Annotated in this window: 15 protein-coding genes and 1 pseudogene; 2 read left to right on the top strand and 14 right to left on the bottom strand. The window is 43.0% G+C overall.

What is annotated here, in order from left to right; all coding sequences use genetic code 11:
* Positions 1 to 612: 612 nt before the first annotated feature.
* The 6 genes and pseudogenes from R7044_RS09835 to R7044_RS09865 form a co-directional block, all read right to left on the bottom strand.
* Entirely contained in the window at positions 613 to 1,143 is a 531-nt protein-coding gene (locus R7044_RS09835) for a hypothetical protein (RefSeq protein WP_140376626.1), read from the bottom strand.
* 153 nt (positions 1,144 to 1,296) lie between these two features.
* The gene (locus R7044_RS09840; protein ID WP_225455517.1) at positions 1,297 to 2,103 is read right to left on the bottom strand and encodes an AbiH family protein; all 807 of its coding nucleotides are present in this window, start codon (positions 2,101 to 2,103) and stop codon (positions 1,297 to 1,299) included.
* 136 nt (positions 2,104 to 2,239) lie between these two features.
* Complete coding sequence (locus tag R7044_RS09845) at positions 2,240 to 2,863, bottom strand: hypothetical protein (protein WP_225455518.1); 624 nt, start codon at positions 2,861 to 2,863, stop codon at positions 2,240 to 2,242.
* A gap of 146 nt (positions 2,864 to 3,009) precedes the next feature.
* A pseudogene (locus tag R7044_RS09850) lies at positions 3,010 to 3,477 on the bottom strand (cold shock domain-containing protein).
* Between the two features lie 158 nt (positions 3,478 to 3,635).
* A complete protein-coding gene (locus R7044_RS09855; RefSeq protein ID WP_069490974.1) occupies positions 3,636 to 4,004 on the bottom strand; it encodes a VOC family protein in 369 nt (122 codons plus the stop codon).
* A 1,743-nt stretch (positions 4,005 to 5,747) separates the two neighbouring features.
* On the bottom strand, positions 5,748 to 6,296 hold the full coding sequence (locus R7044_RS09865; protein ID WP_021453142.1) for a hypothetical protein: 549 nt from the start codon (positions 6,294 to 6,296) through the stop codon (positions 5,748 to 5,750).
* 251 nt (positions 6,297 to 6,547) lie between these two features.
* Between R7044_RS09865 and R7044_RS09870 the strand changes: the two genes are divergently transcribed.
* The gene (locus R7044_RS09870) at positions 6,548 to 7,504 is read left to right on the top strand and encodes an integron integrase (RefSeq protein WP_225455520.1); all 957 of its coding nucleotides are present in this window, start codon (positions 6,548 to 6,550) and stop codon (positions 7,502 to 7,504) included.
* Between the two features lie 612 nt (positions 7,505 to 8,116).
* Positions 8,117 to 8,863 (top strand): hypothetical protein, encoded by a 747-nt coding sequence (locus R7044_RS09875; protein ID WP_225455521.1) that lies wholly within the window; start codon positions 8,117 to 8,119, stop codon positions 8,861 to 8,863.
* Positions 8,864 to 9,057: 194 nt separating this feature from the next.
* Here R7044_RS09875 and R7044_RS09880 read toward each other — a convergent pair whose 3' ends face one another.
* The 8 genes from R7044_RS09880 to R7044_RS09915 form a co-directional block, all read right to left on the bottom strand.
* Positions 9,058 to 10,368 (bottom strand): hypothetical protein, encoded by a 1,311-nt coding sequence (locus R7044_RS09880; protein WP_225455522.1) that lies wholly within the window; start codon positions 10,366 to 10,368, stop codon positions 9,058 to 9,060.
* A 700-nt stretch (positions 10,369 to 11,068) separates the two neighbouring features.
* Positions 11,069 to 11,644 (bottom strand): hypothetical protein, encoded by a 576-nt coding sequence (locus R7044_RS09885; RefSeq protein WP_225455523.1) that lies wholly within the window; start codon positions 11,642 to 11,644, stop codon positions 11,069 to 11,071.
* On the bottom strand, positions 11,641 to 12,360 hold the full coding sequence (locus tag R7044_RS09890; protein WP_225455524.1) for an AHH domain-containing protein: 720 nt from the start codon (positions 12,358 to 12,360) through the stop codon (positions 11,641 to 11,643). The genes R7044_RS09885 and R7044_RS09890 overlap by 4 nt, the downstream gene beginning before the upstream one ends.
* Positions 12,361 to 12,687: 327 nt before the next feature.
* Positions 12,688 to 15,501 carry a host specificity factor TipJ family phage tail protein gene (locus R7044_RS09895; protein ID WP_225455525.1) on the bottom strand — a complete coding sequence of 938 codons (2,814 nt, stop codon included), beginning with the start codon at positions 15,499 to 15,501 and terminating at the stop codon, positions 12,688 to 12,690.
* Positions 15,458 to 15,886 carry a phage tail protein gene (locus tag R7044_RS09900; RefSeq protein ID WP_225455526.1) on the bottom strand — a complete coding sequence of 143 codons (429 nt, stop codon included), beginning with the start codon at positions 15,884 to 15,886 and terminating at the stop codon, positions 15,458 to 15,460. The genes R7044_RS09895 and R7044_RS09900 overlap by 44 nt, the downstream gene beginning before the upstream one ends.
* Positions 15,886 to 16,422 carry a DUF1833 family protein gene (locus R7044_RS09905; RefSeq protein ID WP_225455527.1) on the bottom strand — a complete coding sequence of 179 codons (537 nt, stop codon included), beginning with the start codon at positions 16,420 to 16,422 and terminating at the stop codon, positions 15,886 to 15,888. Before R7044_RS09905 ends, R7044_RS09900 begins: the two co-directional genes overlap by 1 nt.
* A complete protein-coding gene (locus tag R7044_RS09910; protein ID WP_225455528.1) occupies positions 16,419 to 19,331 on the bottom strand; it encodes a hypothetical protein in 2,913 nt (970 codons plus the stop codon). The genes R7044_RS09905 and R7044_RS09910 overlap by 4 nt, the downstream gene beginning before the upstream one ends.
* Positions 19,328 to 19,798 carry a hypothetical protein gene (locus R7044_RS09915; RefSeq protein WP_225455529.1) on the bottom strand — a complete coding sequence of 157 codons (471 nt, stop codon included), beginning with the start codon at positions 19,796 to 19,798 and terminating at the stop codon, positions 19,328 to 19,330. The genes R7044_RS09910 and R7044_RS09915 overlap by 4 nt, the downstream gene beginning before the upstream one ends.
* Between the last annotated feature and the right edge of the window lie 4 nt (positions 19,799 to 19,802).

Below are 19,802 nucleotides of genomic sequence, written 5' to 3' on the forward strand. Positions count from 1 at the left end.
CCGTAAACACTAAAGTTGAAGCAAACCAAAAATGCCCCGCGTTGCGAATCCGTCTTGAATGCTTTGTTAGCTTATCACTTGCAAATTATTGCAAACCAAAACAACATCTTACACCGCTATAAAGCATCGACTTGAAACTTAAAATATAGCCGACAGCTTCTGCCTGTGAATTTGGTATTACCTTGAACTACGCCAAAACCGCCTAGCGTGGAGACTCACGGAACTTCACCTACCAATGCTGAGATTGGAATTGCTATTTTCACACACAAAATTCAGATATGAGCAAAGACGAGGCGATTTTGGGATTATCACCGACAAATCAAACCTACACTCGAAAAACCATGATGTTCATAGACTAACAACACCTGATTCAAAGCCAAAACCCACAACAAACAGCTCGAAATAGGCAACTTAAAATCCCGTCAAAACATTAAATTTCATGTTGGACCAAAACGAACATAAACCATAAGATTTTGATTTTTTGGGCTTGTAAGCTAACGCCTTGTTAAGGTGTGAGGCACGCAATACAGAAGCCTCTGCATACCACCTTAACCGCTAAACCTGACGCATAGCAAAAATGCCACGCGTGCCGAATCACTCTTGAACAATTTGTTATGTGCCTTTGCGAAGAGAGCCCCAATACACTTTGTGCCTGTCAGCCAAAGGAATGATTTTATATTTTTGAATACCAAGCAGGCACCCAACCCTTGAATGCCCCTCAACTAAATGAGGTATGCCAGATTTACCACCAAGAACATTTGCATCTAGAAATATCGGTGGAGTTAACCAAGTACCATGCTTTTTCCAATGATTGAGTACTTCCTCTCGGCAATCAATCACTGCCTCTCCGATGTCGTTGAAATGCGCTGCATCTTCAGATACCTCCTCAAGAAAATCAGGAAATGAAGCATTGCTACCTATCTGCAAAAACTTCGTCGTATCAAAATCAACTAGCTCCCACTTTAGATCAGGAAGTGATAGATCACCGTAGAGAGCTAAAAAGCGACTGTTGGCATTATGATCAATATAAAACTGTTCAATCACAGAATCAGGCGCACTAACCCCATGCAGCTTGAGTAAATCGATACTCTTATCTGTGCTATATGGATCTAGTGCAATTTTCGACAAGTCTTTATACTTCAATTTATTGCCTCAAAACTCTGGTGGCACATAACGCCCTGTTAAGGTGTGAGCAACGCAATACCAAAGCCACCGCATACCACCTTAAACACTAAACGCAACGCATAGCAAAAATGCCAAGCGTTGCGAATCACTCTTAAACAGATTGTTAGCATTCTATTGTAGCTCGATGTCCTTATAAATTGTCTTATTCTTTAACTGCGAGACCCCACTATAAGTTAATTTATGTAATTGTCGATAAATATCATATTTTGCTTCTTCTCCGTAATGATATAATTTTATAGATTTCATTTGACCATACGGAGCACCACTTACGGATAAAGAATGAAGAAACCCAAAGTACATATGGTCAGACTCACCAAGTGAGTGCCCAAAAACATGCAGATTATCAAAGTCATTTAAGGCACTTATACAATCACGCCCATTAAATATAGAGCTAGTAGACTTATATAAAAATGTGTGTGAACGATTAATATCCGCTTTATCATCAACTCCAAATATTATCTCTTTTTGAGCCACGCTACCGTGAACATGTATAATACGCTCACGTACACTTTCATCATAGCCTAAGGACTTTAATACATTAAAAACAGAATCAGTATAATTAAAATTAATAACTATAAAGTCACTTAACTCATTCTCTGAGAATAATTTATAAGCATCAGAGTCAAAATCTATTAATGATGTATCGATAAAGTTTATATAGTCCCTTAGCGATTGACATAAAACCTTGTATTCTGACAAAAAGTAATTATAAGAATTACTTTTGATTGAGAATATTTCCAGCTCTTTTTCTATATCGATCCAGTTAGAACCTTGATGAACATGGTGAAGATGTTCAAATAGTTCCAAGCCTGTACCAACATGCTTTATAAAAAAATCCGAGTTAACAAAATCTCTGTAACTTGTTTTCAAGCCAAGATTTAAATCAAATCCATTCCCAATTAAATATACATTTTTCATTTATTCTCCATTTGAATGCTAACGCCCAATTAAGGTGTGAGCCACGCTAGCACGACACTCAATTTGAACACCGTAAACACTAAACCAAATCCAAACCAAAAATACCAAGCGTGGGGAATCACTCTTAAATTGTTTGTTATATTTTTGATGCCGCCATCAGTAAACAGTAGTTTTTTACGCTTTCACAATGCTCACCCATCCAGTATGCAAATGGGGTACTTCGGTGCCAATTTATATCAACCAAGCTATTGTGAATGGTACTATCTGGAGTACTAAGTGAACCATGTACCACAACTTGCTCTGGTACATTGTTTAGTCCACACCACCATTCAGGCATCGAACGTTTCCACTTTGTCTCAAGCCAAACATCAGATAAAGCAACTACGTATTCACTTTCGAAACCGGTAACCCCATTGTCATTAAGGAACTGTTTGTCTCGATGATGTAGACGCTCAATATCGTTTATAATTTCTTGTTTTTTCTTTGTGTGAGATAAACGTTTTGCCTCAATGAAAAAAACAGCTTTGTGCTTAGGAGAAAAAACAAAACCATCAATGTGCTGCTTTTTCTCAACCCAAGGAAACTCAAGCCATGATACAGCTCGATCATCATCGAGACATTTCACTAGGGCATTTACGTAGATATGAACTTGGTTAGCTTCTGTGAAACCAGTACTCCCTCGCGCTGGATAAAAGTTTGTTAGCGTTCGGGTGTAAGTCGCGACCATTTCATCAAATGATCTAGAAATTATTTGTTCCATCGAAACCTCAGAAAAATATAACGCCCTGTTAAGGTGTGAGCAACGCAATACCGAAGCCGCCGCATACCACCTTAAACACTAAAACCAACGCATAGTAAAAATGCCACGCGTTGCGAATCACTCTTAAACAGTTTGTTATGCCGATCCTACCAACTACCACATAACTGACTCTCGCAAGGAATACCATCATTGTCGCCATCTATTTTGACATTTGGACAATTTGATAAATAAAACTTTGCTTCGTCACAAGATGCCATTTCGCTACAGTAGGTCTTACCTTGGCAACTAAACCCCATATTTTCATATGCAGGGTTTAGCTTAGGCTCTATATAAAACAGATATAAGGCTGCGCCTATTAGACCGACGATAACTGCTGATAATACAACTGAAAAAGAATTGCTTTTCTGTGGTTTGACACCGACTAACTGAGCACTTTCCGCACTTAACTTAGGCTGAACACTTGCCAGTTGAAACTCTACTTGGTCCCCTATTCGAGGGCGTCGGTATCCTTTTTAGAACTTGGATACATGAACAAAAATGTCACCATCCAGTTCATTGGAATTTATGAACCCAAAACCTCGCTCATCAACCCAGCGAACAATTTCCCCTTTCATGTCCTCTCCCGTTTTTCATATAGCGGCATAACGCCCGCTTAAGTGGTGAGCAACGCAATGCGATGTTTCCGCACACCACCTAAATCACCAAATTTACCGCAAACCACAAATGCCACGCGTTGCGAATCCGTCTTGAAGCGTTTGTTAGGGCGTTGAGCCTATTGATAAACGCTTACTTCGATTAAATTTTTATCAGGGTCCAAAAAGTAAACTGATTGGATTGCACCTACTGCTCCTGACTTTTCAACTGGACCTTCGATAACTTTGACATTTTCTTTGTTCAAATGATCGATTACCTTAGCCAATGACCAAGTTGAAATTAAACAAACATCGCCTGATCCGACATTAGCAACATTCCGTGATTCTTCGCCCAGGAGTTGAAAGTTAATTTTTTGATTTCCAAACGCTACCGCCTTACGCCCATTCGCAAAAGTTACGTCTTCCATGCACAAAACTCGTGTGTAGAAATCAACTGCTCTCCGTATATCTGAAACTGTAAGAACAATATGATCGAAATGACTGATCATGGTTTCCTCCTTGCGCCCTAACGCCCAGTTAAGGGGTGAAGCACGCAATACCGATGTTACTGCATGGCACTTCAACACCGAAACCAACGCATACCAAAAATGCCACGCGTGCTGAATCCCACTTGAACTGTTTGTTAGCACGCTGCCCTTATAGCCTTTGGCACACGCCAAGATATTGAAATATAGCACGAAATTCATAGCTAAAAACACTGAAACCAAACGGACAACTGCCAAACTGAAAACTAACTTAAAGACATAAGTTGGCTAGAAGAAAAACATGCTTAACTGCCCTTTTTCACCGCTTTCAAATTAGCAAAGGATACGGGCTTCACGCTTGAACAGCTGTGACAAAGAAGCGAATTTTTACCTAAAATGTCGCTGCACCAAAGAAACAACACCAGAGAAATAGCCCGAAAGTTAGAAACCGTAAACGCTGAAATCAAAGCGAAAACTTTACATATAGTGCCACCGGAGCGAACGTGAAAGGCACATTTGAACTGGTGTAAAGCAAAGCAGAGAAACCGATAAACTCTGAAAATGTTAACTTTTGATGCCAACCCCGTACTAACGCCCTGCTAAGGGGTGAGCAACGCAATACCGAAGCCGCTGCAAACCACCTTAATCACTAAAATCAACGCATAGTAAAAATGCCACGCGTTGCGAATCCCTCTTGAGCAGTTTGTTAGTCGCGAGGCACCGAGCGACAATTTTAAGCCGAACTAAATAAACTTTGCGAACAACAAACTTTATGTGCTTCGATGCACTTGCGTCAGGCGTAGTCTCAAAGCGGCTACTCAATGAAACCACTTGGAACAAACAACGCCGTAGAAAACGGACTGACAACACCAAAAAACACTTTTGGAAAGCCAATCTCACAGTGCGGAATTTCAACAAAGTCACTGAAACCACGTGGAACTTACCACACCAGAGAAAACGTCCTTTCAGCAAGTAAATAAGCTTTTAAACCAACAAACTCACCGAGCGGAGTTGCAACCAAAAACAGATTTTCGATTGCCCCGCTCTATCACCACCAAAGAACGAAACAACCGCTTGGAAATTAGCAATGCATTGATTCAGAACCGATGAAACTGAGCTTTGACCGTCGAAGATGGAGCTATGAATCAAACAACCAGTAGCCAAGTTTTGAGCTTAGAAACATGATTTTGACCGCTAGCTTTTTCTGGCGACTAACGCGCAGTTAAGGTGTGAGAGACGCACATGCACCCTAACCTAAAATAAACTCTGATAAATCCGTGCCTATTTGGGCACTAAAACCCCAATGCGTTTCGAATCGCCTTGAACGTCTTGTTATTCCGCAACTAAAGTCGGCTATGTTTACGCCTAATCTTTTGATATGACGAGAAATTTTCGGCATGCAGGCAAAAATCGAAGCCGAAGTATTTGGCAGCTCACTACCTTAAATCGCTTTAGCGTCACTCTTTAATTGCTGCGCCATATTCACTCTTTAATTGCTGCGCCATATTAAGGTGCGCTTAAAGCGCTTTAAGGCTAGCATGGAAATGACCAATATTCGCCCTTTTCGCCGCTTTTCCACCCTATTACCCCGCCACTTTCACTCTTAGGCTACAATCACGTACATTCAGCCTGAGAGATCCGTTGCGGAAATAACGCTCTGTTAAGGTGTGAGCAACGCAGTACCGAAGCTCCAGCATGCCACCTTAAACACAAAACGCAACGCATAGCAAAAATGCCAAGCGTTGCGAATCACTCTTGAACAGTTTGTTATGTGTGTACTCCCGACATCTCAGAAATAAACTTTTTAAGTTGTAACTGTAAAGCTTGCCTGTTTTCTAGTGACCTTTCATAGGCATCTTGGTGGTCTAGGTCAGCAAAGAAAACCTCATCATGAATTTGCTCGTCTAACTTTTTAGAAGTTTCGATATGACCAACTAGCTCTTTACTCATGAGTGGACCATAAACATTTAGAGCGAGGTTAGTTTGTGATTTTAACTTACCCCACACCTTAGTGTTTGGCTGATGATTTACCTCATGCGCATATTGTGGATCTAAAGAAAACTCCGTTTCTTCAATTGCTTGTGATACCAAGTCCAGTAACTCCAAAAGGACATTTTTATTAATTTCCCAAATTCTGTCTTTCCGCTGTTTTTTAACTGAGTCATAGTGGATAAACGCCGCTACTGCTGTACCAATTGCAATGATGATGTTTGTCCAAACAGCCATATCAAAGGTAACACCTGTAATCAAAATAGAGGACAAAACAACCATTGCAGCAAAAAAGCCTACAATAGCCCCCAATACAAATAAAAACATACTTCCTCGAGATTCAAATTTTCTTCAAAACACATAACGCTTTCTATACGGCGATTTGCCGTTTTTCTGGCAGACTATCGCCTTCTTTCTTATCAAAAGCGCTATCAATCGTAGCACTTATATATATGAAACAAATAGAAAAACAGTATGAATATGTGTGGTAGCGCGCGCAATTAGGCGGCGCACAGCACGCTAATTTCAAAAGTGGTGATACATTAACGGATCTGTATAAATAAACAGGTTAATTTATCATGAAAAGTCAGTTTTTACTTAGTGTAAAAGAGCACATGCTTACTCGTCATTATGCGAATAAAACTATCGAAAGTTATCTATTTTGGATAAAACGCTTTATCACTTTTCACCAGCTTGCACACCCATCAACACTAGCAGAAGATGATGTCATTCAATTTCTGAGTTACTTAGCGGTAGAAGAAAAAGTTGCGGTAAAAACGCAAGCTTTGGCGCTGAACTCAATATCATTTTTATATCGTGATTATTTCAAAACCCCACTATCACTTGATATGAGATTTCAGAAATCCTTGACCGAAAAGAAACTTCCCGTTGTGTTAACCAGGGAGGAGATCCGAAGATTCGTTCAGCATATCGACCCGAGGTATAGACTCCATATTCAGCTGCTTTACGGCTCAGGGCTTCGAGTGATGGAATGTTTACGCTTACGAGTTCAAGACATCGATTATGATTATGGTGCAGTTCGCGTTTGGCAAGGAAAAGGAGGTAAAAATCGTACAGTCACATTAGCCAAAGAACTGCATGAACCACTTAAAGCTCAAGTTAATTTAGCAAGAAACTATTACTTTAAAGATAGACACATGCCTGGTTATGCGGGCGTATACATCTCTGAAGGTTTACGACGTAAATACCCAAAAGCGGAGCTAGATTTTAACTGGCACTTTTTGTTTCCATCAACAAAGTTAAGCGTAGATCGAGATACTGGTGAATTGAGAAGGCATCATATCAATGAAAGCGCAATACAAAGAGCAGTAAAGCGCGCGGCAAGCGACGCAAGCATTGAGAAAACTGTAACTTGCCACACACTAAGACACAGTTTTGCCACGCACTTATTGGAATCTGGCGCAGACATTAGAACTGTTCAGGAACAATTAGGGCATACTGATGTAAAAACCACGCAAATATATACTGCAGTTCATCATGTCAACCACAAAAATGATCTGTCATTGGTGGATTGAAAATAAATCAATAAAAATCAATAAATTAAGAAGCCCAACTCTACATGAAGGTTCTCCTAGTCATTTCATAGATGACCAAAAGAAATCCTAAACATTTAAAAATGTATGCTTAACTCGCCCCATTATTGCCCCAAATTTGCCCCATTTATCAACTAACTTGAATTAGTCTGAATGCAATCTGTCAGTTTCTTTATCTCGATGTGACTATATCTGACAGGTTGCCCTAAATCGGTTCTGCCTCAACGTGAGTTTGTCTTCCCTCACCATTGATCAAAAAAACTTATGAATAGTCTATCTGTATTCTTGATTTTATGGTTAAGCAAAATCTTAAATCTGAGCTAGAGCTTTCCATTAATGCTTCTGAGGAGGTCAGTTTCAATATCCGTCAGATACGAGATGCTCACGATACGAATTGCAAAATCAATTCAACACATCAAGCTTTTGATTATATGGGGGTATTTACTATCTAAAAAAGGCAAGTAACTTGTATTGAAAAGTACTCTACTATATAAATAAAGCTTTTCTAACAGCCATCGTCATTTACTTAGGCTTGATGGTCAAGAGCCTCTATGCAAATGCTGAAAGGTATTGGCTCTAAAAACTGACAGATTTATGATTACAGATCTAAAAAAAGCACAAGACATACGCACAAAACAAGAACCATCTTTCATCAATCGAAATGCAGCAAAACTAATCGGATTTCTAATAAGTCCTGTCCAGTTTTTAACTGTGTCTTTAATGATGAGTTATACAAATTGGATTTCAGTATTATACGATGATTACATTTTGATTGCGTCACTAATACTGATATATCCGCTGCTTTGGATTGGATTAGATATTGGATCTTCAATAGACAATTCTAGGTTCATGAAGGGTTTTCAGAAACACGAGTATGTGGCTTTTACTCACAAAGCTAGCAGCGAAGTCTTGAATCAAAAGATAAATTCGGGCGTGTTAACACCGTACCCTGACAAATCTTCTGGTTTCCTAGGGAAAACTAAACTAGGTCGTGAGTTTGTTAAAAAGATGGATCATCCCACGAAGGTTACATGGGGGCATTACGGTAGACCTGAAGATTCAAAAGATTATAAACAAGGATTAATAAGGTTGCGCGAGAAGTTAAAGTTCTGGAAAAAAACCAAGAGCTATTACGATTCTGCTATAACCATTTACGTTCCGATTGAACTGATCAAGTTTCCGAAAGGGACGGTAAAAAAAATCTTTGGTAAGCATCAACTTATACTCGAACAAGAAGTGCAACTTAAGGGGACTTGGGTTGAGCGATATGAAATGCGAGAAGTTCAAGAAAATGGTAAAACTATCGATAATTGGGTTTCACTTGGTATAGAGCAACTTTAATCATAGAAGCCAGCAGTAATAAACTGTACTAATCTCAGTTCAGCGAGCCCACGTAGAACAGCTAGCACATTTATGTCCAATAATGAGTCACGATAGTCTGTACAAGTTAGTCGCGACTCTTCACAATATATGTAAGGCGAGTATGAGTCAGTAAGTCTCAACATTTCGCCCTAGGCCAGTCCGGGGAGACGCAATTAGAGATTTGATAGTGCTTTACTCAATGTGTCATTGCTGGCAATTATGTTGTTTGCACTTTTAATGGACTCAAGTTGTTGTGGATTATTTAGGTCAATCTTGCTGAGCGCACTCGTCAGTATACCCACTCTCGATGCCGCCTCCGTGTCAGTGAGGTTATGCTGTTGCTTTATCCCATAACTCATCGATATTGCCAGTACTTTGGCGGTTATAAGCTTACTAGATTGCTCTTGTGCTTTTGTTTCTTCGGTGGCATCTTGAGCAGTCTTAGCACTTTCGTAGGAAGCTATCGCTTGGCTTATATCGTCTATGCCTTTTGATACCTCGTTTTTCGTTTCCTTGTATTCAATTTTGGTAATGGTTCCATGCTCGGAGGACAAGATGTTGAGTTCATTATCCTTGCCTATTCTTGTGCTATAACCAATGAATGAAATATGGCCAAGTTCTGGTAGCGATATCATTTCAGATCTCGTCACCTTGCCGTCGCTAGATGTTACAGTTAATAGTCCCGCGCCTGGCATAGCGATAGGTACGCCTTGCGGCATGCTATTTGAGGTCTTTGTGATACCCTTAAGCTGTGCATTGTATGGATAATCTCCGTCTTGGTTCGGCGCCCCTCCTAAAGCCAACAGTTCCACTGTGAAAGCAGCGTCTTTCTGATTAGGCAAGTTTATCCCTTTTATGGTGCTAATATCACCTTCAAACCATTGCTGGAACTGTGAGCTATCCATTGGAGTGAAGTCATGTTTCGCCCCTGCAATCTCCTTAAACTGCAAAATCGTTGTGTCGGTTAGCACTGGCGCCTTGCTGCTATCAGAGTGTTTACACTTGACCTCTGGTGATTTTGAGGGGACGTAGCCTTCTGCCTTAGGTATCTCGATTAGGGGGATGCCTTGGGATGCGAGTACAATGTTGATCGCACCTTTTATTGTGGACGCTGCGATATCAACAGTCTTGTCTTCTCCTTTTACAGAAAAGCTCTTAGTGAGTCCGTTATTATGGTATTCAGCGGTAACAGCCATCATGTTGTTAAACCTTGAGGCTTCTTTGGGGTCAACGTGTACATACTGAGCTGGGAAAAATAATGGAACAACGTCAATCTCCGAGTCAAAGGTTATTTGAGGAGTTTGGTTTGGGGCTTCTTGCTTGCACCCTGTTAGCGTATACGTTTGTGTCACCTGCAACAGTGAACCTGGTAACGGGATTGGAGTACCAGATGGAATGGCGTCAGTACCAGTTGAAGTGGTCTTTAGAGTGGCACTGCAACCCATCAATTGTGCCACTAGGGTTGTGTAAACCAAGTATTTCATGATCAGCCACCTATGTAGATTTGATTTCTCAAAATTGTAGATCTTGTGAATATCCATAGAGCGCATATGCATCACAAATTGTAGAAAATGGAAGCAGCTCCAAGTTTATACCGCTCCGCCTTGATAAAAGCCTCAATTTCACGTCACAGGGTTTCTGAGCATACAAAGGTAAGTAAAGACCGATGACTAAGCCGTGAACATTCTATTCGAGTACTCTGGTGCAGGGTGTCCAACATAGTTTTTCCTGTTTGCTTCTTTTCTGGATTGATCACGATGTTTGCATACAGGGAAAGGCAGACTTCGTTGTGTAACGACAAAGTAAGTTAGGTATTGATAGCGCACGATGGGACAATCAAATCATCATAGTCATAACTCAACAAAGCATCGTTTCTGTATCGCTAAGTGGTTTGATGAAAGGGTACTGTTCCCACTCCTCTGGCAAGTTTTCGGGATGTAGTTCTTTCAGACGTAGTGAAGAACTTTCAAACACATCCATGTCCAATTGTGAGTTTTGACTCCAGCAAGCCGACTATATGATCTAGTCGTGGCTAACCCGCGAATGTGTAAGATCGAGTCTGAGTCACTAAAACTAACTTTACCTCAGAACAATGTGAAGTTACTAAGGGTACTTATCAGCGTTCAAACTAAGCACAAAGCGATTTGATGCGCTGATAAGTTTAGTTACATCTAAAACAGCTGATTAATAGTCAAATACATCCAGTAGATCTAAATCGAATTCAACACCACGCAAGTCATGTTCATTACACAAGTTCTTTAGCTTGTCATCGCAATACAGCAAGTTACACCCTTGCATAAACGACTTAAAAACGTACTTATCTGTAACACTAGACTCGACGAACTTGAGCATTTCCAATCCTGCCGGATGGCCATCAATGTATTCGTGTTTCGTGTGTTCCTTGTCTTCTTCGCCGAAGCTCATGACATTGAAAACCTGAAACTTCTCACCATCTATCACGATAGGTAAAAATTCACCATCTGTTTCAATGTATGGCCTCAACACTTCAACCGCTCGAGGCGTTAGTACCAACCATGATCCCCATACGGATATGTCTGGAATCTTTACAGACGTTTTGTAGTGAGCGGTAAATTTAACACTCTCTTCTACCCAAACGTCGGCCAGCCCTAGTGCTCTTACTGGCTCATTAAAAAGCCTATCCAACAGAGCTCCATCGCCCGCAGCCATAGCCCTTTGGAACGGGTCATGCTCAAGAACTTTAAAGTAACGATTGAGATTTCTTATTTGGTATATACTCATTCAGGTGGGTTCCAAGTTGGGTCTTTCTTCATAAGGATTTGGGGAGGGTAAGAACCATCCTTTAACTGAGATTTGATTCTCACAAGTCTAGATCTAAATGCGCTTTCATTGTGACGAATATCGGCCAATCTACCAACCCATCTCTGATAATTGTTGCCATGTATGCGCGAATGCGTCGGTGAATTTGGTGTAGTGTAATGCCCCTTGTAGGCGGTAGAACGTGGTAGCCAAATACCATTCATAGAGTCGTTAATGCCTATCCCAAATATGAACATTTGCAACCGAGCGTCAGTCATGGCCCTAACTCGACCATTACCCATAACGATATGATGCGCCGCATGATTTGGGGATGGTTGCGGCTCTGAAACAGCATACAAGTTACTTACCAAGCGATTTGTAGGATGGTGATTTTCCATCCCCAGCTCAGGACTAGATTTACCTTTGTTATCATCTCGATACGCTTCCAAATCTGCAAGCAACTGCTCTTGCAACTGTGCATGCGCATTAATCTTGGCTCGTTCTCTATTCAAATGAGCAATTGTTTCCTCTGCTTCTTTAACCTCTTTAGGCGAGGTTTTATCTAGATCCTTTATCTTGTGGTAATGCTTGTACGCTTTAACCTGAAATCTATATATCGCCATCTCCAATCCTGACGGGTTCTTTGGCCTTAAAGGGAGCTTCAGAACGGGAGACTTACCTAAAATAACCTTTTCCATTTTCTTTTTAACTCTTCAAAAAGAATAATGCTCCCCTTAATAAGCTAACTCGGTCAATGAGTTAAACCCGTTTTTGTGCTTAGGTTAAAACTGTCACAAATTGACGAACATATTAATTACATAAGGGACTTATGTACAATTCTTTAATTCACAGCTGTCTGCCATTTAATCTTCAACCAACTTCCGAAGAAGAAAATACTCTGTATTTACCTATGCGCTTAGGCTACCTTGAGCAACTCAAAAAGTATGATGTTGATTTCGGCTAGAGCTCATTAGTCAAAACTAGCAAAGCTAATAGAAGAACTATTACGAATTTAGGGCGCTTCTTTAAGCCACTTTTGGGTACCCCTGTTCGTCTGGTTCGTTTTCATCATCCTCATACACGCGCACATCATAGTTCACCGCCTTAACGCTGCACTTCTCAGTGCCTTGTGGCGTCACATCGTTAATGAGCGCTGGATAACACCACTTATCCGCAGGCCCAAACAGCCACAATGGTGGTTCCATTTCACCGTCGAGTGAGGGCGTAAAGCCCAAGTTACTGGTGATGATGACTTCGTTAGGATGACTCCCTTTGGTGCAAACATGCGGCCCTGATGCCCTACCGTCGGGTTTTCGGACGGTAATGTGATGCACGCCGCTTTCCCATTCCAGTGGCAAGTCCAGCCATAGGTGCGTCTTGCCGTTCTGAATGCTAAACCCTTCTAACCTGCCGCTTTGCGCGTAACCTGGCACATCGTCACCCAAAGCAACGTAATCGAGGTAGTTAGAGTTAAAGGCATCCATCTCGGTTTGGAATGAATACTGAAAGCGTCGGTAGCGCTTCTTACGTCGCACTCGCATACCAAATTGCCACGCTTTAGTTGGGTCGGTCACTCCAAACGCTCTGACTTTCTCCGGTTTGATTCCGAGGTCACCAGGCAGCAAGCACATTATGGTTTCCGGTTTCCATGTCAGAGTGGAGAAGTATTCCACCTCCACACCGTCGGGCTCTTCTTCGCGGATAAAGCTGCCTGAGCGCTCCAAGCCTTTACCGAGCATGTTGTCCGGTTGGTACTGAAAGTCAAAAGTGGTTCTTGGCTCATCCCGTACCGGAATGATTTGACCGTATTTGAGCGTTGGCTCGGAATAACCGACGAGCAAGACTTTCTTCAATACCTCGAACAAGGTGCTGCTGTCGGTGAATACTGCGTCGAACGTATCCCCTCTGGCCTTCCAAACCTCATGCAAACGCAGCAGCTCGTAATGACCGATGTGAACATCACTCAATCCACTATCAAGAATGATGTAGCGGATAGCCGGTGCTATGTCTCGGGTCGGGTAAAGCTCTTGCGTCCAACCTCCTAACCCATCTGGAATTTGCAGCTTACGAGTTGGCACCACGCCCAGCTTATTCTCCGCGCTTCGCGAGAGCGAGTTACTGCCACGGATTTTGAAGGCAATGGTGGTGAAGTCGTCATACTTGGTGTTGCTGTCAAGTCGCGCTTTCAATCGACGGTACTCGATGCGATCCAAATACTTGAGGTCTTTATTGTCGTTGGTGATGCGATACACGCGCACTTCAGGACGAACTTTACGACCTAAGTCTATTTCGATAGTTTCCGCAAGCTGATCGCGAGTGCCGTCTCGGCGCTCGTACTTGACTTGGTTCCACTCGGTTTCTCCCTCTCCGCGCCATTCAATCATGGCCTCGACAGTGAGCGCGTTGGTGTCGCCGTTCTTGTTCACGTATCCAAGGCCGTCAGGGTGTTTGAAGTCGATGTAAATCTTATCGGCCACCTCTGAAGCTGGGCAGGCAAAGTGTGGACCTGCAGGTTTACCAGGCAGCGCCACTTCGGTTTCAAGCGTCCACCCTTTGTTCTCGCCTTGATGCGTGAAAACATCCCACCACACCTGTGCTTTCGTCCCTTCGGGATAAAGCCTATCGACTCGGCCTTTCGGGTTGTTCGCTTCACGGATGATATAGCGGCCATCGTCCGTGCCGTGAAACTTGATGGGATGATGGCGCGTTTCTGACGGTACGGTGTCGACCGTTATCCAGTAGCCCTCACCATTAAGGATGCGCAGTGCATAGAACGTCTCGCCATAAACCTCGAACGTCTGCTTAATGTCCACCATGCCCACGGAATATTCCACCACGGGGTCGGCTTCATGTGGGACGTAATAGTTGGTCGGGTATTCAACATAATCGCCTTGTTTGCAGTTATGCAAATCAGGGTCACGCGACCAAAAGTTAAGAATGTCTGCTCCATCTTCGTTTCGCCAGCCACCATCACCGCTTGTTTCGGTGATCTCACGAATACCAGGCGAGCCGGATATTTTGATGATGTGGCCAGCTTCCCATTCAACAGGCCAGTATTCTGTGGCGAGCCCATCCACATCGCTCACCACGCCGAGCGTATCGTCCACCACATTGACTTGCCTCGGAGTGATGGAGTTAATCGGCCCTTCTAGCTCGATCCCTGCCGTGGAAGACGTCGAACCGACCTCGCGTGAGGTGTAAATGTTTTCGTGCGCTGGGTGGCTGGTCACGTCCTCCCCTGGCGCAAACACCTGATAACTGATGTCCCCTGCGTATTTCGACACTGGCGTGTCACTGATGGTAATGTCGTCGCCCGTAAGCTCAAACTCGCCATTGCCAATGGCGGTCATCATGAGCAGGTACTCTTCATCTTCTGAGAAATACCAATGCGGCTCACTGATGATGTCAGGGAAGGTTTTGTGGCGTCCAAACAGCTCAGGGATTACCCCCATCAATCGCACTCGGTTGCCTTGTGCGTTGGCTTCATAAATCGGACTGCCTTCTGGCATGGTTTTCTGGAAGTTGTCAGGAATTTGGTTCATGGCGTAGATGGCAGCGCCAGCCGCCACCACTGCGATCACCGCATAAGCGATACTTGCAGGGTCTTTCGGCTCGGCAACCAATTCCACTAAGTCACCGTCTTGCCAAATATAATCAAACCAATCTGAGGAAATGCGCTGTTTTTTATTCACGAAATAAGAAAACGGCGGCGTTTCTGATACGTAGTAACCTTTGATGTTCGCAGCCATCCAATCATTGAGCGTTTGCCCAGGTTTGATTGGGGTAAACTCGCACTTACTGCGATTGAGCTTGTTGGGATAAACCGCTAGTACAGTCATGTTCGATGTAGTACCTAGTAATTAGTGACATACGCTCAAAATCAGACAGGCTACAGAGCCAAGGTCGGCCCATTTTTCGCCCTGTTTGAGCCACTTTAAGCCCGTTTTCATTCACCACGACACCCACATGCACCAAAGTATCTTCAATCAGGTGACATGCGATTGCGCCGTCTATCGGGGCGGTTTCAACATAACCACCCACCAATTGGTGATAGGCGTCGGTCATGCCTGCTTTGTCGTCTGGGTCCACGGTCCCAAAGCTATCCAATAGGGGTAAGCCGTGATGATGGTGGCGAACCAAACGAACAAAACCCCAACAATCCAGACCATGCTCGTCACGACCATGGTCAAGATAAGGCACCGCCATTAACTCATTTAAAGTCATTAGTTCCCCTGGTACTTGAGTCCTTTGGTGATTGTTGGCGTGTAGCGGCGCTTTGGCCATGCTCGGTTCACCAAGTCATGAAACGACGCGACAACGCCAACGGTTTGGATGTTGTCTTTTTCACTGACCGCCGTCAGCGTGAGGGGTGGCTCGGCAGGTGCCGAGACATGGGGATACAAGTAAAAGCGATACGTGATGGTCACTTTGCTGCCATCTTCCATGGCTTTATCAATAAAGCGACGGGCCTCGCCCGTCACGTTATCAATCTGGAATTGCAGGTTCTGTTTCCCTTTGACGCTTTTACCCGGCAATGACACCCCGAACGCCGACGCTCGAAAGAAAGTCTCTACCCCTGTTTCTAACCCAAGATAAATGCCTTCCACACCGTCGACTTCAAGATGATAGAAACCGTCAGCCAGACGAATGACCGATTCCGGCTCGCCTTTCTGATACGCATCTTCATTTTTGATTTCTATGGTGTGGATGGGGATTTTATCGACAGGAGCAGAGGCATAGTAGACCTCTATGGATTTCATTTTTTGCTGACCATCAACCTTGTTTCTGATTTAACTTCAATCACATCTCCAGTATTAAAAATATCTGTAGGATATTCTGGGTATGCGTTTGTGATTGTTGTTGTGATAACTGGCTGAAAATAAAACTTGTGCGCATTACTTCTCGTCAACCACGCACGAAGATGGCATTTCCAACGCTGCGAGCTGTCTGCATTTTCCGAGGTGGTACTCATAAGATACGTGTAATCATCATCTTCGCCTTCTGCAGATACAGTCGTTGCAAATGAATTTTTGTCACCGTATGTAGAACCATTCATCGTAATAGTTGCCGGTGGTAATGGCTCTGGCTGCTCGGGGGCGCTAGGGAAATAATTTCGCAAACCATCTTTATCATTTGTGGTGATAGTGCCATTCATTACTGGTGGGTTGGTCTGTTGCATGGCGCCATAAATATCACTGAATTTTGCGTTGTCGACCAAAACCTTTAGCTTGTGATAGCGATGTATCACATTGTTTGCGCTTATTTTAAAGTCTGAGAACCTTTGTGCGCGTTTCTCCAATGGTAATTTAGCGACGGTGTATTCAGTGCCCAAATCGACACTTGCTTGCCTGTCTGGCGTGTAGAACTCTGAGAGCATCTGCACTCTAAACTCTGTGCCGTAGAGGCTTCCTGTGTCTTTTTTAGGGTCGAAGCGTTTACCATCTAAGAAAAATTGCGTATATAACTCCATCTCACAGCCATGCATTAAACCCACATAGATATTATCGTCCGCCCCATCCAACCGCATAATGTGGATCATATTGATGTTTCCCTGGGCTAATAGCTTACTATTATGATAAATCGAAGGACTATACCAACCTCGGTCAGTAAACTGAGGTCTATCTACCCAGGAGAACTGATGGGTAACATAAGAGCCGTCGGGACACTTTGATAGCACGTCAAAGCGCGTTGAACTCACAAAGTTAACGATAACATCACTATCTGTTTTCGGATCTAACTCTGGCGAGATGATCGATGACTCAAGTGAAAGAGGATAACCATAGTAGGAGGTCGCTCGAATATAAAAGACATTCTCAGGTATCGTGTATATCTTATGGAGCGTTTCCTCACTGGAGGAAATGGCCTGTACATACTGCTTATCTTTATCGTAACCAGCGATGCCAGTCAGTGAAATAGTTCGGCCCTTAAACTCTACTTTTTCATTCGGTGTGACGGGGATGTAATCGGTTCGGAAACAGCCTTCATTCTTGTAAGTGGCACCATTACTCGTATTAATGCCTTCTCCGTCAGTCACGACTGCTCGCTTAGCTAGGTCTATATAACTCTGCTTTGCAAGCTCAACCTCACTTGATTTAACCCTTTCTTCTATCTTTTCATCAAGTCGCGGCTGAAAAACCTTAATGCTGTGCGATTTGGTGGCCAATGACTTTTTAGTACATGAACGAACGTATTTCATCTGTTCCGTTGGTCGGAAAGTACACTCTTCAACTGGACCAGTAAATCCATCTCGGAGTGGCCATAATATAGCATCGACATATTGAAAGTTTTCGTCATAACCCACAAGACCAGTTTGGATGGTCACATACCCCGTCCATCGGTAAACCTTATCTGAACTTACTGGGATAAAATCCGTTCGATCATACGTGTCGTTTTTCGCAGAGTTGCCATTCGAGGCATCAATCATTTCATCATTAACAACATTGTCTGTTGTGATTAACTCTTTATTTTCAAAAAAGCGACCAAACATCAAATCCGAACTGGTTTTATTTATCTTAAATACTGGAGTTTCTGACTTTTTAGAGCACGCACGAATATATTTTATTTCCTCGTTTGTGATCTTTATTTTTAGGAAGTCAACGCCACCAGAGCCACCAGTTGCTATTGTTTCTACAAAGTTTTTATCCTTGTCGTAACCGACTATCCCCGTCTGGTTAAAAAAATACCCTTCGTAAATAGCGTTCCACGGATAGGAGTCGATTTCAATAAAGTCGGTTGAATCGTATTCATGATTGCTTGCTTCAAGACCATTCGCAGCAACAATCGCTACATTCTCTTTTTTCACATTCAAGTCGACAAGGTTAATAGACTCGTTATTCCTAACGTAATCACTAAACGTCACTGCTTTTTTAACGTCAACACCGCCATCGCTAGTGAGTGACTGCAAAGGAACGGACATAAGCATGATTGCCGCATTAGCCGTATTTAATTCTCGCTTATCAAAGCAAGCTCGGTAATACTTTGCGCCAGTTGGGGCTACGACAGTCTTTCGCTCAAGAACTGTTATTTCTGGGTCTAGATCGGCATAAAAAGCGCCTTCAGGGAGATAGTTTTTATCTTCATCGTAAAAGCAAAAACCCGTCATACCTTTACACGCACCAATATACGTCAGTAATGCCCCTTCTTCGGTTGGGATAAAATCGGTTCGCTTATAATTTTCATTGCTTGTGGCTACACCATTTGTTGCATTAATTAATGAGTTATCAATCAATGGTCCGGTAATGTTTTTAAAGCTGGTCGCACCCTTTGCATAGTCCGCAACCGCTGCACCGCTTACACCCTCACTGCTATTGCTCTCATCAATAAATCGTGATACCAGTTCTGCATCTTTTTCATACCCCGAACCTGACCAGTGGTAATAGCCATTTTTAGACTTGTCAGGGTCATTAGTTACTTTAAATGAAGAGTTAACATGCTCAGGGTCGGGAGTGTATGCCAATAGATTAGCGTGCGAGTTAAAAGAAACGAGTCCCATTCGTTGAGATAACGTTAAATCTAGGAATCTCTCCGCAATATCTCGACTGATGGTTGGCTTTAAAACCTCATCAATATAAACCGACTCGCTTTCAGAGCCTTTTAACACCTGATTTAGCCAGTCAACGTTCTTCCGTTGCCTTTCCGTTAACTCAAAAAAGTTATTGCTCTCTGTCATTGCTTCCAGCTCTCTGTGTAATAGCGGCTCATGTCAGCACCTTCCACAAGCTCCTCGAGAGTGTGTGGTGCTAACATTTGGCCTACGGTGATTTCTTCGCTTTGAATTGGGTATTGGCGAATTTCACATTTCACGGTGTAGTAAAACTTGCCACCTTTTTGCTTGGCGTCTTTGAGTGGGTGGTGTTTCATTTTGATTTGTAGGGGAACTACGCCCAGCTCGGTGCGCTGGTTTAAGGTAAACCAACGAATGCCACCACTAAGTGCATGCTCTACCCAGCCAAGAAACGCCGATGCTTTGTCCTTTGGCATCCTAAATACCAAGGTTTGGAACGTTGGCACGATGACATGCCGACGACGGTCACGAGTACGCCCTGTCGACATTTCCGTGGAAATACGATTGGACATCTGTTCGATTTTGTCGGGAAACTGAGGATGTGGCAGGTAGCTTGGGTACATCATTGTCATGAGT

This window comes from Vibrio sp. 1402, from assembly GCF_033340275.1.

What these genes read in the sequence shown, in the direction of transcription:
- R7044_RS09840 (WP_225455517.1), bottom strand. Translation starts at nt 2,103, where the DNA reads ATGAAAAATGTATATTTAATTGGGAATGGATTTGATTTAAATCTTGGC.
- R7044_RS09845 (WP_225455518.1), bottom strand. Translation starts at nt 2,863, where the DNA reads ATGGAACAAATAATTTCTAGATCATTTGATGAAATGGTCGCGACTTAC.
- R7044_RS09855 (WP_069490974.1), bottom strand. Translation starts at nt 4,004, where the DNA reads ATGATCAGTCATTTCGATCATATTGTTCTTACAGTTTCAGATATACGG.
- R7044_RS09865 (WP_021453142.1), bottom strand. Translation starts at nt 6,296, where the DNA reads ATGTTTTTATTTGTATTGGGGGCTATTGTAGGCTTTTTTGCTGCAATG.
- R7044_RS09870 (WP_225455520.1), top strand. Translation starts at nt 6,548, where the DNA reads ATGAAAAGTCAGTTTTTACTTAGTGTAAAAGAGCACATGCTTACTCGT.
- R7044_RS09875 (WP_225455521.1), top strand. Translation starts at nt 8,117, where the DNA reads ATGATTACAGATCTAAAAAAAGCACAAGACATACGCACAAAACAAGAA.
- R7044_RS09880 (WP_225455522.1), bottom strand. Translation starts at nt 10,368, where the DNA reads ATGAAATACTTGGTTTACACAACCCTAGTGGCACAATTGATGGGTTGC.
- R7044_RS09885 (WP_225455523.1), bottom strand. Translation starts at nt 11,644, where the DNA reads ATGAGTATATACCAAATAAGAAATCTCAATCGTTACTTTAAAGTTCTT.
- R7044_RS09890 (WP_225455524.1), bottom strand. Translation starts at nt 12,360, where the DNA reads ATGGAAAAGGTTATTTTAGGTAAGTCTCCCGTTCTGAAGCTCCCTTTA.
- R7044_RS09895 (WP_225455525.1), bottom strand. Translation starts at nt 15,501, where the DNA reads ATGACTGTACTAGCGGTTTATCCCAACAAGCTCAATCGCAGTAAGTGC.
- R7044_RS09900 (WP_225455526.1), bottom strand. Translation starts at nt 15,886, where the DNA reads ATGACTTTAAATGAGTTAATGGCGGTGCCTTATCTTGACCATGGTCGT.
- R7044_RS09905 (WP_225455527.1), bottom strand. Translation starts at nt 16,422, where the DNA reads ATGAAATCCATAGAGGTCTACTATGCCTCTGCTCCTGTCGATAAAATC.
- R7044_RS09910 (WP_225455528.1), bottom strand. Translation starts at nt 19,331, where the DNA reads ATGACAGAGAGCAATAACTTTTTTGAGTTAACGGAAAGGCAACGGAAG.
- R7044_RS09915 (WP_225455529.1), bottom strand. Translation starts at nt 19,798, where the DNA reads ATGACAATGATGTACCCAAGCTACCTGCCACATCCTCAGTTTCCCGAC.